Source organism: Streptomyces sp. NPDC030820, assembly GCF_055572075.1.
The window spans coordinates 40,385-52,839 of sequence record NZ_JBVIEB010000005.1 but is presented as its reverse complement, the minus strand read 5'-3'; the positions used below and the strand labels follow the sequence as shown (position 1 = coordinate 52,839).

The window sequence follows — 12,455 nt, the reverse complement described above, 5'->3', positions numbered from 1 at the left end:
CCGTTGCGAACGCGGCGCGTGTCCTCTTGTGGGCGGCGGGAGTTGGGGAGGTTGACTTCTTTCCTTGCCTCCGGAGGTGGCCGCCGTGCGCCCCTTGTCCGTACCCGTCCGGCTCACCGTCACGATACTGACCCTCGCCGCTGCCGCCGGCTGTGTGAACGTGGGCGACGACGCGGGCCGGGCCAGGCCCTCGCACTCGGCGGGGCAGCACGGCGGCGCGCCGCCCGACGGCGGCCCGGTGGACGGCGCCGGCGGCCCCGGCGGGCACGACGGCGCGAGGGGTGACGGCAAGCACGAGCCCGGCGGCAAGAAGAAACCGGGAGAGGAGTCGGCCTCTCCGTCGGCCACCGGCTCGCCCGGCGAGGGCAGCACGCCCGCGGTCCCGGCGAAGCCCGGCAAGCCCGCCGGCCCCGGGGGCCCGGCGCCGACCCAGGCCCCGCCGACGCCGCCGGTCACCTCCGCCCCGCCCGAACCGCCCGCCTCCACCCCGCCGCCGGCGACCTCCGAGCCCCCGTCGGCCGAGCCGTCCTCCTCGGCCCACGAGGGGCCGGGGACACAGCTCGTCGAGCGCGAACCCGCTCCGGAGCCCGGGGCGGACAGCGCGGCGTGATCTCCGGGGTGCCGGAGGCGCGGCTCACCTGCGGATATGGAGCCGGTTTGCGTTCAGGGGTGGTGGGTGCGTATGGTGGTAGATCGTTTGATCCCATTTGCCCGGCGCCACCACAGAGCGCGCCGTGTGGCGCGTACTCTCCTTTGCCGTGGCGGACCGCATCGAGGCGGTCGTGAGCGAATCACGGAGTTGACGGGCGCGTGCCGACGAGACTCCGGAAGGTTTCGCATTCGCATGTCCGTGTCCAGTACTGATCAGTTCGTCGTGTCCGAGAACGAGCTCAACGAGCTCGATGAGCTCGACAAGGAGCTCACCGACGCGACGGCCGAGATCACCGAGGCCCCCGAGGCCGCTGAGACCACCCCCCAGATCACCTTCGCCGACCTCGGCCTGCCCGAGGGCGTCGTGCGCAAGCTCGCGCAGAACGGCGTGACGACCCCCTTCCCGATCCAGGCCGCGACCATCCCGGACGCCCTGGCCGGCAAGGACATCCTCGGCCGTGGCCGCACCGGCTCCGGCAAGACCCTCTCCTTCGGTCTGCCGACCCTGGCCCAGCTGGCCGGCGGCCGCACCGAGAAGAAGCGGCCCCGCGCCGTCATCCTCACCCCGACCCGCGAGCTGGCCATGCAGGTCGCCGACGCCCTCCAGCCGTACGGCGACGTCGTCGGCCTGAAGATGAAGGTCGTCTGCGGCGGCACCTCGATGGGCAACCAGATCTACGCCCTGGAGCGCGGCGTCGACATCCTGGTCGCCACCCCGGGCCGCCTGCGCGACATCATCAACCGCGGCGCCTGCTCGCTCCAGGACGTGCAGATCGCCGTCCTGGACGAGGCCGACCAGATGTCCGACCTGGGCTTCCTGCCCGAGGTCACCGAGCTGCTCGACCAGGTCCCGGCCGGCGGCCAGCGCATGCTCTTCTCCGCCACCATGGAGAACGAGATCCAGACCCTGGTCGACCGCTACCTGAACAGCCCCGTCTCCCACGAGGTGGACGCGGCCCAGGGCGCGGTGACGACCATGTCGCACCACATCCTCATCGTGAAGCCCAAGGACAAGGCGCCGGTCACGGCCGCGATCGCCTCCCGCAAGGGCCGCACGATCATCTTCGTCCGCACCCAGCTGGGCGCCGACCGCGTCGCCGAGCAGCTGCGCGAGGCGGGCGTGAAGGCCGACGCGCTGCACGGCGGCATGACCCAGGGCGCCCGCACCCGCACCCTGGCCGACTTCAAGGACGGGTACGTCAACGTCCTGGTCGCCACCGACGTCGCCGCCCGCGGCATCCACGTGGACGGCATCGACCTGGTCCTGAACGTCGACCCGGCCGGTGACCACAAGGACTACCTGCACCGCGCCGGCCGTACGGCCCGCGCGGGCCGCACCGGCACGGTCGTCTCCCTCTCCCTGCCGCACCAGCGGCGCCAGATCTTCCGTCTGATGGAGGACGCCGGGGTCGACGCGGCCCGCCACATCATCCAGGGCGGTGCCGCCTTCGACCCGGAGGTCGCCGAGATCACCGGCGCCCGTTCCATGACCGAGGTCCAGGCCGAGTCCGCCGCCAACGCCGCCCAGCAGGCCGAGCGCGAGGTCGCCCAGCTCACCAAGCAGCTGGAGCGCGCCCAGCGCCGTGCGACCGAGCTGCGCGAGGAGGCCGACCGGCTGGTCGCCCGGGTCGCCCGCGAGCGCGGCGAGGACCCGGAGGCCGCGGTGGCCGAGGCCCAGGCGACGGCGGCGGAGGAGCTCGCGGCCGTGGCCGAGGAGCCGGCGCAGCGGGAGACGGAACGCGAGGAGCGTCCGGCGGCTTCGGCGCCGTACGAGCGTCGGGAGCGGCGCGGCTTCGACCGGGACCGCGGTGAGCGGGGCTTCGAGCGCCGTGAGGAGCGGGGCGAGCGCGGTGGCCGTGGCTTCGAGCGCCGTGACGAGCGCCGTCCGTTCGACCGCGACCGTGGTGACCGCGGTTTCGAGCGCCGTGAGGAGCGGGGCGACCGTGGTGGCCGTGGCTTCGAGCGCCGTGACGAGCGCCGTCCGTTCGACCGTGACCGTCGTGACGACCGCGGTGGCCGTTCCTTCGACCGGGACCGTGGCGAGCGTGGCTTCGAGCGGCGTGACGACCGGGGCGGCCGTGGCTTCGACCGCGACCGCGCCGAGCGCCGCGACGACCGCCGTCCGTTCGACCGTGACCGTCGCGACGACCGCGCCGACCGTGGTTTCGAGCGTCGTGACGACCGCGGTGGCCGTTCCTTCGACCGCCGTGACGACCGTGGCGGCTTCCGCCGCGACGAGCGCGGTGGGCACCGGGGCAGCGACCGCCCGTTCAACCGCGACCGCCGCGACGACCGCCCGGGCTTCCGCACCGGCGGCCACGAGCGTCCCTACGGCCGCCGTGACGACCACCGCGGCAACGGCTCCTCCTTCGGCCGCCGCGAGGACAAGCCGCGCTGGAAGCGCAACGGCTGAGACAGCCGGACCGGCTCACGCCGGGGTCGGTGAAACGTGAACGCCGCGCCCCCGCCCGCATTTCGGGCGGGGGCGCGGCGTTTTCCGAACGGGAGCACGAAAACGACCCCCTCCGCGCTGTGAACCCCCGTTAGGATCAGGCGACTTCTGAGGGGGATGCGACGGCCCGGGGGGCCGGGGACATCGGATGTGGTCCGCGTCCCCTGCCGTGTTCCTGGGGAGGATCACCTTGGCTCGTCGCCCTGCCTTCGTACGTCACTCTCGCGCGAGACGGGCGGCCGTGGCCGTCGTCGCCTCCGCCGCACTGGCAACCGGGCTGGGGCCGCTGATCCCCGCGGCCTCCGCAACGCCCAACGCCCCGCAGGAGACGGTGGTCCCGGCTACGTACCGCAGCACGTACACAACGGCGTTGCTCTACAACGCCGACGTCCAGAACAGCGCGATCGGCGCGGGCGCTCGGGGCGTCTTCCACTACCTGGAGGGTCACCCGGGCCTGGTGTGGACGCGCTACTCGGACGGCCGCTCCTTCGACGCGACGACCGAACCGGCCGGCGTCTACACCAGGGGGACGAGCAGTGACGTGCTCTCCTACCGTTACGACGACGGCCGGGTCGACCTGTGGAACGCGGTCGACGGCACGACACCCTCCACGTTCCCGCGGGCCAGATCCTTTACGGCGTCTACGGGGGGTCGTTCGCCGCGCGCGTGAAGATCGCGACCGGCTGGCAGGGCTACAAGGGCCTCTTCTGAGAGGTGGCCCTTCAGGGGCTTTATTTGGCCATGTTGTGACGCATGTCACGCCCCCGGTGAGGGAATTGCTGGGGGCATGACAGATGACGCGAGAGTGAGCGGGCAGCAGGAAACGTCCGGCCCGTCCGGCCTGTCGGACGAGGAACGGCTGGCCCAGCTCGGTTACACCCAGGTCCTCGCCCGCCGGATGTCGGCGTTCTCGAACTACGCCGTCTCCTTCACGATCATCTCGGTCCTGTCCGGCTGCCTGACCCTCTACCTCTTCGGCATGACCACCGGCGGCCCCGCGGTGATCACCTGGGGCTGGGTGGCGGTGGGCCTGATGACCCTGTTCGTCGGCCTGTCGATGGCCGAGATCTGCTCGGCGTACCCCACCTCGGCGGGCCTGTACTTCTGGGCGCACCGCCTCGCACCACCCCGCTCGGCGGCGGCATGGGCCTGGTTCACCGGCTGGTTCAACGTGCTGGGCCAGGTCGCGGTGACCGCCGGCATCGACTTCGGCGCGGCCTCGTTCCTCGGCGCGTACCTGAACCTCCAGTTCGGTTTCGGGGTGACCCCGGGCCGTACGGTCCTCCTCTTCGCCGCGATCCTCGTCCTGCACGGCCTGCTGAACACCTTCGGTGTCCGGATCGTCGCGTTCCTGAACGACGTGAGCGTGTGGTGGCACGTGCTCGGCGTCGCGGTGATCGTCGGCGCGCTCGCCTTCGTCCCCGACCACCACCAGTCGGCGACGTTCGTGTTCACGAAGTTCGTCAACGAGACGGGCTGGGGCAGCGGTACCTACGTCGTCCTGCTCGGCCTCCTGATGGCCCAGTACACCTTCACCGGCTACGACGCCTCCGCCCACATGACCGAGGAGACCCACGACGCGTCCACGGCGGGCCCGAAGGGCATCGTCCGCTCGATCTGGACGTCCTGGATCGCCGGCTTCGTGCTCCTGCTCGGCTTCACGTTCGCGATCCAGTCGTACGACAAGGAACTGGCGTCCCCGACGGGCGTACCCCCGGCCCAGATCCTCCTGGACGCGCTCGGAGCGACGACGGGGAAGCTGCTGCTGCTCGTGGTGATCGGCGCCCAGCTCTTCTGCGGCATGGCCTCGGTGACCGCCAACAGCCGCATGATCTACGCCTTTTCACGCGACGGCGCGCTGCCCCTCTCCCGCGTCTGGCACACGGTCAGCCCCCGCACCCGCACCCCCGTGGCCGCGGTCTGGCTGGCCGCGCTGGCCGCCCTCGCCCTCGGCCTGCCCTACCTGATCAACTCGACGGCGTACGCGGCGGTGACCTCGATCGCCGTCATCGGCCTCTACATCGCGTACGTCATCCCGACGCTCCTGCGGGTCCGCAGGGGCGCCGCCTTCGAACGCGGGCCCTGGCACCTGGGCCGCTGGTCCGGTGTGATCGGTGTGGTCTCGGTGCTGTGGGTGGCCGTGATCACCATCCTCTTCATGCTCCCGCAGGTCTCCCCGGTCACCTGGAAGACCTTCAACTACGCGCCCGTCGCCGTCCTGGTCGTCCTCGGCTTCGCCGCGACCTGGTGGCTGGCCTCGGCCCGCCACTGGTTCCTCGGCGAGGAGCGGACCCGGGCCGCGAAGCTGGTCGAAAAGTGACCATCCGGAGCCTTGCTCCGCTCCCGACGCGGCCGTGTCACCGATACCCGATCGGAGACACGGCCGCGTCCGGCTATGCTCGGACAGGCAACATCGCCTGGGCCCTTAGCTCAATTGGCAGAGCAGTGGACTTTTAATCCATTGGTTGTGGGTTCGAGTCCCACAGGGCCTACAGATGCGGGGGAGGGGTTACCCCTTCTGACCTGCTGTGCAGCGCTCGGGTCGGCTTCGGCCGGCTCGGGCGCTGACTCGTTTTCGCCGCCAACGAATGGACCGGCGAACCCGAAAACCGCGAACCACGCAAGCACGCTCAGGTCTGCCAACGGCGCCGTCACGCACATTTAGTTTCAGGCGATACCGTATCGAATGAAGTAGTCTGGCCTCATGGCCGCTGACGTTCCTCACCGCCCCACCGCCTCGCATGCGACCGACCGCCCCGGGGATACGTCGCCTTTCGCTCTCGGTCTGCTGCTGCGCCGGGCGCATTGGCGCGCGGCCGCGGTGATGGGGGAGGCGCTTCGGCCGCTCGGCATCGAGTTGCGGCATTTCGCGGTACTGATTGAGCTGGTCAATCACGGGCCCACGGTGCAGCGGGATTTGGTGGCGGCGACGGGGTCGGACAAGGCCGGAATCATGCGGGTCGTGGACGACCTGGAGCGGAAGGGTCTGGCCGTACGCAAGGCCGTTCCGGGGGACCGGCGGGTGCGCGCAGTGGAGATCACTCCTCAGGGGCTGGAGCTCTTCGATGCAGTCCACGTCGCTGCGGAGCCTCTGGCTGAGCGTCTGGTTGCGGAATTGGGGCCCGGTGAGCCCGAGAAGCTGACGGATCTGCTGACCCGGCTTGCCCATCCGGCAGACGACGAGGCGTAAGCGCGCGGGCGCACCGGTTGTCGGCCGCGTCGGCGCGCTTGGTTCAATGCGGCTTCCGCAGCGAAACCGGCCTTGAGGGCTGGCGCGCGTCGGCCTGGCGACGGGCGGCTGGCCGGGGTTGTCGCCGATGGGGCCGAGTCGTCCGCGCGGGTGACGCGCCGCATACGTGGCCGGCGGTTGGGCGCCACGGGCACCGTCGGAGAGGGTGCACGCGCCGAGGACGCCGTGTGACCTCCTGGGATGGGGCGTCACGCGGCGTCCACGGCAAGGCGGTTACGCGGCGAGGCGCTCCGCGAGGTCTTTGGCCCTGGCGGTCGCGTCCTCGAAGGCGCGGTTGCGGGACGCCTCGTAGAGAGGGACCAGTTCTGACATGGCCGGGTTGCGGGGGGCCATGGTGAGCTCCGGGACGATGAAGTCGAGGTCCAGGCCGAGAGTTCCCTTGAGGACGGCCTCCAGATAGTTCTGTACGAACTCGTAGCCCTCGCGCGGGGTGCCCGGCGCGTAGGAGCCGCCACGGCTGGCGACGACGATCACCGGGGTGCCCTGGGCTGAGGGCGTCTCGCCCGCGGTGCGGCCGAGCAGGAGCACGCTGTCCAGCCACGCCTTGAGGGTGGAAGGGATCGAGAAGTTGTACATGGGGGCGCCGATCAGGACGGCGTCCGCCTCCTCCAGTTCCTCGATGAGCTTCACGCGCGCGGCGAACGCGGCGGACTGCTCCGGGGTGCGCTCGGCGGGGGCGGCGTAACCGGCGGACCATGCGGCGGCGGTGATGTGCGGGACAGGGTCGGCGGCCAGGTCGCGGTAGATCACCGTGCCCTCCGGGTGCTGTTCCTCCCAGGTCTTGCGGAAGGCGGCCGTGACCGAACGGGACGAGGACGCCTCGCCCGGGAACACGGACGAGTCGATGTGTAGCAGCGTGGCCATGGGTTCTCTCCAAAGAACGGCGCCCGAAGCGGGAACCAAGGGGCTGGGGATTCATGCTCAACGATAGTTGCACACGAGATGGTATCGAGTGATACCGTATTGAGTGTGATGAAGGTGAAGCCTGCGAGCAGCTGGGGGCGGCTGATCATGGACGTCTACGAGGCGGTCATGAGCCGACGAGCGGTGCGTCGGTTCACCGGCCAACCTGTCCCGAGGCAGGTGCTGGAGCGGGTGCTGTCCGCCGCGGCCCGGGCGCCGTCCGGATCGAACCTCCAGCCGTGGCACATCTACGTGCTGACCGGCGCACCGCTGGCCGAACTCAAGAAGCGCGCCGGCGAGCGTCTGGCCTCGGGCGACCCCTGGGACACGCCGGAGTACGAGATGTATCCGCCCGAACCGAAGTCTCCGTACCGCGAGCGCCGATCCGCCTTCAGTGAGCAGCGCTACGGCGCACTCGGCATCGCGCGTGAGGACCTGGAGGCCCGCCAGCGGGCCGCTGCCGCGAACTGGGACTGCTTCGGCGCGCCCGCCGCCCTGTTCTGCTACATCGACAAGGGCATGGGTTCGCCCCAATGGGCAGACGTCGGCACGTATCTGCAGACCGTCATGCTGCTGCTCCGTGCCGAGGGGCTGCACAGCTGCACGCAGATGGCCTGGGTGAAGTACCACAAGTCCGTCGCGGAGGTCCTGTCGCCCCCAGGCGGACTCGTCCTCTTCTGCGGCATGTCGATCGGGTTCGAAGACGTCACGGCGGGTGACGCCCGTACAGGGCGGGCGCCGCTCGACGAGACGGTCACGTTCGTCGACGGTCTCTGACGCCATCCCTCCTTGGTCGATCAACGAGCCGTTTCGTGCCGCATCCACATAGCGGCCTATATGTCATATTTCGCACGTAATCAAGATGAAAGGCATGCCATGAAGATCGCAGTCATCGGCGGTACCGGACTGATCGGGTCGCAGGTCGTCAAGAACCTGAACGCCGCCGGACACGAGGCGGTACCGCACTCGAAGTCCACCGGGGTCGACATCATCAGCGGCCAGGGACTGGACGAGGCGGTGGCGGGAGCCGACGTCGTCGTCAACCTGACGAACTCCCCGACCTTCGACGAAGCCTCCCTGGCCTTCTTCCAGACCTCGATGGACAACCTCCTGGCGGCGGCGCACAAGGGCGGCGTCGGCCACTTCGTCATCCTCTCGATCGTCGGCGTGGAACAAGTGCCGGAGCTGGACTACTACCGGGCCAAGGCGCTCCAGGAGGAGCTCCTCGCGGCCGGGCCGATCCCCTACTCGATCGTCCGAGCCACGCAGTTCATGGAGTTCATGGACGCGGTCATGTCCTGGACCGCCGACGCCGACACCGTCCGGCTGCCCGCCACGCCCATCCAGCCCATTGCCTCCAAAGACGTGGCCGCCGCGGTCGCGGAGGTCGCCGCCGGCGCCCCGCTGAACGGCATCCGCAACATCGCCGGCCCCGAGATCTTCACCCTGGACGAGCTGGGCCGGATCACCCTGTCCCACAAGGGCGACAACCGCACCGTGGTCACCGACCCCACCGCCGGCATGTTCGCCGTCGTCAAGGGCGACGTCCTCACCGACAAGGACGCCCACCTCGCCCCCACCCGCTACACCGACTGGCTCTCCTGACATCCCCCCCGCCTCCTGCGCGTCCTGTCCCAGCCCGGCAGTCCTTTCGTTGCGCCCGCCGGGATAGACGGGCCACGGCTGTCGGGGTGGGACGGGCCCGCGGGCGTCGCGACAGTCGACCGCCGGCATGGCGCTGGATGCGCCGGTGCCGGTGCCGGTGCCCCAGCGGTCCCGGATTGTCGCTGAGCGGACAGATGGAGCAGATGAGGGAGGCAGATGATCTTGGATGTCTATGAGGCGGTCACGAGCCGGCGGGCGGTGCGCGGGTTCACCGACCGGCCCGTCCCGAGGCAGGTGCTGGAGCGGGTGCTGTCCGCCGCGGCCTGGGCGCCGTCCGGATCGAACCTCCAGCCGTGGCGCGCCTACGTGGTGACAGGTAGGCCGCTGGCCGAGCTCAAGAGGCGCGCCGGCGAGCGCGTGGCGGCAGCCGACCCCTGGGACGAGCGGGAGTACGAGATGTACCCGCCCGCACTGAAGTCTCCGTACCATGAGCGCCGATCCGCCTTCGGCCATGAGCGCTACAGCGCACTCGGCATTGCGCGCGAGGACTGGGAGGCGCGCCAGCGGGCCGCCGCCGCGAACTGGGACTGCTTCGGTGCGCCCGCCGCACTGTTCTGCTACATCGATCGCGACATGGGCCGGCCTCAATGGTCCGACGTCGGCATGTATCTGCAGACCGTCATGCTGCTGCTCCGCGCCGAAGGGCTGCACAGTTGCCCGCAGATGGCGTGGTCTGTGTATCGCAAGACGGTCGCGGAGATCCTGTCACCACCGGACGAGCTCATCCTCTTCTGCGGCATGTCGATCGGGTTCGAGGACGCAACGGTGGGTTACGCCCGTACGGGCCGGGCGCCGCTCGACGAGACCGTCACATTCGTCGAGGGGTAGATTCACGACTGCGTGGCGATCACGGCTGGCCGGGACGCCATCCTGATCGGCGACGACGTCGGGCTCCTGACTTGAGCGTGAGCTCACACCCCTGAGCGTCCAACTGGTCAGCAGGCCCTTCTGCGTGAGCGATGCGTGAGCGGATGGCGGAGCACGAGTCGTTTCGGGCTCGTGCGCCACAAGCACGGTCGGCAGGCGAGGTAGGTGTTTGCCTACCCCAGAAGTAGGTTTCGGCCCATGGCGCCTGCCGGACCCCTCGCAGCAGCATGATCTCCAGGCCACAGCGCGTGGCCGGGAGGAAAAGGCGAGGGGGCGGATATGTGGCCGTTTCCGGTGAACGGGGCGCCGTGGCCGGAGGGTGTGCTCGTGGCGCTGACCGTGGTCTGCGCTGTTCTGGCCTTCAGGGCGGAGCAGGCGCGGGACCGGTCGGGGCGTACCGCGCGACTGGCTGGGCGGATCGGCTGGCCGGTCGTGGCGGGGTTGGTGGGTACGGCCGCGTACGGCAGCGTGCCCGCTCTGGTGCTCGCCCTGCACAACACCGAAGGAACGGGCGGCTACATCGTCACCGTGCCGGATCTGCAACCCGACGGGCTGCTCGCGTCGGCTCTGCTGTTGGCCGGCCTGCTGGCCACCGCGCTGCTCCCCTCGGCGCCCGGGCCCAGGCGGTGGGTACTGCCCGTGGTCGCGGCGGTGACCGGCGAACTGCTGGAATGGACGTACTGGCTCACTCATGCGGTCACGCGTTCCTCTGCTTCCTACGGCCTGACACCCCTGAACGTCCTGGTGGGCTGTGTGAGCATCCCGGTGCTCGCCGCCTTCGCCGGTGCGGCTCTGCGCCGGCCGGCGCATGGCAGGCCCGAGCGCCTGGCCGGAGCCGATGCGCTCAGGTCCGCGCGCTGGGCCCTGCTGCTGCCCCCCGTCGTGGTGATGACCGGCGACCTGCTCGGCCTCGATCTATGGCAGTCCGCGCCGCCGGGCACCGGGATCGGGCCGGCAGTGCTGGGTTACCTGGTCGGGCTGGTGCTGCTGGCGGCCGTCGTGGCCGGGCTGGTGCGGTGGCCGAGGGCGGCGGCGGACCTGGCTGTCCTGGGGCTGGTGGGGATCGGGGCGTACGACGTCGCTCAGAGCGGGTTCGGGCAACACCTGGTGGAGGTGCGGAAGTTCGGCTCGCCAGGCGTGTCGGCGCCGTCCTTCGACTTTGAGATGGTGGCTCACCATGCCTCGGTCCTCGGCGGCATCCAGGGGGCGGTGCTGCTGGCCCTCGGGCTCTGGCTGCTGCCGAGGACCGTGCTGGCGGATGCCGGACGGCTGCTCGGGAGGGGGCCTGACCCGGCGCTGGCCCGGCGGGTGCGGGAGCTGACCGAGACACGGGCCGATGCGGTCAGCTCCGCGGCCGCGGAACTGCGCAGGATCGAACGCGACCTGCACGACGGCGCACAGGGACGGCTGGTCACCATCGGGATGAACCTCAGGGTCGCCGAGGAGATGATCCACAGCGATCCGCACGAGGCCGCGGCACTCGTCGTGGAGGCCCGCGTCGCCTCGGCGGCGGCACTGGAGGAACTGCGTGGCCTGATCAGGGGGATGCACCCGCCGATGCTGGCCGACCGGGGCCTGGGGGAGGCGGTCCGGGCGCTCGCACTGGACCTGCCCCTGCCGTGTGAGACCGAGATCGATCTGCCCGAGCGGCTCGCCGCCCCGCTGGAGTCGGCCTGCTACTTCGCCGTCGCCGAGGTGGTCACCAACGCCGTCCGGCACGCCTCGGCGCACGGCCTGCAGATCCGCATGGCCCCGACGGACGGGCTGCTGCGCATCGAGGTGGTCGACGACGGGGTGGGCGGCGCGGATCCCGCCCGGGGCACCGGGCTGGCCGGGGTGGAGCGACGGCTCGCGGCCTTCGACGGCATCCTGGCGGTCAGCAGCCCGCCCGGGGGGCCGACGATCGTGGTCATGGAGGTGCCGTGCGCGTAGTCGTCGCGGAGGATCTCTTCCTGCTCCGGGAGGGGCTGGTCCGGCTCCTCAAGGCACGCGGGTTCGAGATCGTGGCGGCCACCGACAGCGCGCCGGGCCTGCTCGGCGCGCTGCTGGAGTTCCGGCCGGACCTCGCGATCGTGGACATCAGGCTGCCGCCCACCCACACCGACGACGGGCTCCGTGCGGCGCTGACCGCCCGGGAACGGATACCCGGGCTGCCGATCCTGCTGCTCTCGCAGTACGTCGAGCAGATCTACGCCCAGGAGCTGCTCGCCGACCAGGCCGGAGGGGTCGGATATCTGCTCAAGGACCGGGTGTTCAGCGACGACCAGTTCGTCGACGTGATCCGTACGGTCGCCGCGGGCGGCACGGTCATGGACCCCGAAGTGGTCACCAAGCTGCTCGGCCGCCGCAGCCGCGCCGAACGCGGGCCCCTCTCCAGACTGACCGAGCGGGAACGCCAGGTGCTTGAGCTCATGGCCGAGGGACGCTCCAACAGCGCCATCGCGAACCGGCTCTTCATCAGCGAGAAGGCCGTGTCCAAGCACAGCACCAGCATCTTCACCAAGCTGGACCTCGCTCCCTCCGACGACGACAACCGCCGGGTGCTGGCGGTGCTCGCCTACCTCATGTCCGCGCCGCGTGAAGGCCGTACTCCACCGAGCCACTGAGCTGATCGAGACCGAGACACTGCCGGACTGGGCCGGCGGCCCGAGCGACGGGCGTGGCCCA

At 70.6% G+C, this 12,455-nt stretch carries 11 protein-coding genes, 1 tRNA gene and 1 pseudogene; 12 read left to right on the top strand and 1 reads right to left on the bottom strand.

Translation table 11 applies throughout. The annotated features are described in order from the left end of the window. The first annotated feature begins 85 nt into the window (after positions 1-85). From ACZ418_RS15190 to ACZ418_RS15160, 7 genes and pseudogenes are all read left to right on the top strand, one after another. Positions 86-610 (top strand): hypothetical protein, encoded by a 525-nt coding sequence (locus ACZ418_RS15190; protein WP_468362434.1) that lies wholly within the window; start codon positions 86-88, stop codon positions 608-610. A 234-nt stretch (positions 611-844) separates the two neighbouring features. Beyond that, positions 845-3,064, top strand: coding sequence for a DEAD/DEAH box helicase (locus ACZ418_RS15185; RefSeq protein WP_468362432.1), 2,220 nt, complete (start codon positions 845-847; stop codon positions 3,062-3,064). 280 nt (positions 3,065-3,344) lie between these two features. Further along, complete coding sequence (locus ACZ418_RS15180) at positions 3,345-3,773, top strand: hypothetical protein (RefSeq protein ID WP_468362430.1); 429 nt, start codon at positions 3,345-3,347, stop codon at positions 3,771-3,773. Positions 3,774-3,890: 117 nt separating this feature from the next. After that, a complete protein-coding gene (locus tag ACZ418_RS15175) occupies positions 3,891-5,423 on the top strand; it encodes an amino acid permease (RefSeq protein ID WP_468362428.1) in 1,533 nt (510 codons plus the stop codon). Positions 5,424-5,522: 99 nt separating this feature from the next. Next, a tRNA-Lys gene (locus ACZ418_RS15170) sits at positions 5,523-5,595 on the top strand. 76 nt (positions 5,596-5,671) lie between these two features. Further along, positions 5,672-5,743, top strand: a pseudogene (locus ACZ418_RS15165) (NUDIX domain-containing protein); the annotation flags it as partial. Positions 5,744-5,807: 64 nt separating this feature from the next. Further along, the gene (locus tag ACZ418_RS15160) at positions 5,808-6,293 is read left to right on the top strand and encodes a MarR family winged helix-turn-helix transcriptional regulator (protein WP_468362426.1); all 486 of its coding nucleotides are present in this window, start codon (positions 5,808-5,810) and stop codon (positions 6,291-6,293) included. 273 nt (positions 6,294-6,566) lie between these two features. Here ACZ418_RS15160 and ACZ418_RS15155 read toward each other — a convergent pair whose 3' ends face one another. Further along, positions 6,567-7,217, bottom strand: coding sequence for an FMN-dependent NADH-azoreductase (locus ACZ418_RS15155; RefSeq protein WP_468362424.1), 651 nt, complete (start codon positions 7,215-7,217; stop codon positions 6,567-6,569). Positions 7,218-7,364: 147 nt separating this feature from the next. On the opposite strand from ACZ418_RS15155, the gene ACZ418_RS15150 reads away from it, so the two are divergent. From ACZ418_RS15150 to ACZ418_RS15130, 5 genes are all read left to right on the top strand, one after another. Continuing rightward, entirely contained in the window at positions 7,365-8,033 is a 669-nt protein-coding gene (locus tag ACZ418_RS15150; protein ID WP_468363183.1) for a nitroreductase, read from the top strand. Positions 8,034-8,132: 99 nt separating this feature from the next. Then, positions 8,133-8,861, top strand: coding sequence for an SDR family oxidoreductase (locus ACZ418_RS15145; protein ID WP_468362422.1), 729 nt, complete (start codon positions 8,133-8,135; stop codon positions 8,859-8,861). Positions 8,862-9,083: 222 nt separating this feature from the next. Beyond that, positions 9,084-9,749 carry a nitroreductase gene (locus ACZ418_RS15140; RefSeq protein WP_468363181.1) on the top strand — a complete coding sequence of 222 codons (666 nt, stop codon included), beginning with the start codon at positions 9,084-9,086 and terminating at the stop codon, positions 9,747-9,749. Between the two features lie 366 nt (positions 9,750-10,115). Further along, positions 10,116-11,720 (top strand): sensor histidine kinase, encoded by a 1,605-nt coding sequence (locus ACZ418_RS15135; protein WP_468362420.1) that lies wholly within the window; start codon positions 10,116-10,118, stop codon positions 11,718-11,720. Continuing rightward, a complete protein-coding gene (locus ACZ418_RS15130; protein WP_468362418.1) occupies positions 11,711-12,394 on the top strand; it encodes a LuxR C-terminal-related transcriptional regulator in 684 nt (227 codons plus the stop codon). The genes ACZ418_RS15135 and ACZ418_RS15130 overlap by 10 nt, the downstream gene beginning before the upstream one ends. Positions 12,395-12,455: the final 61 nt, after the last annotated feature.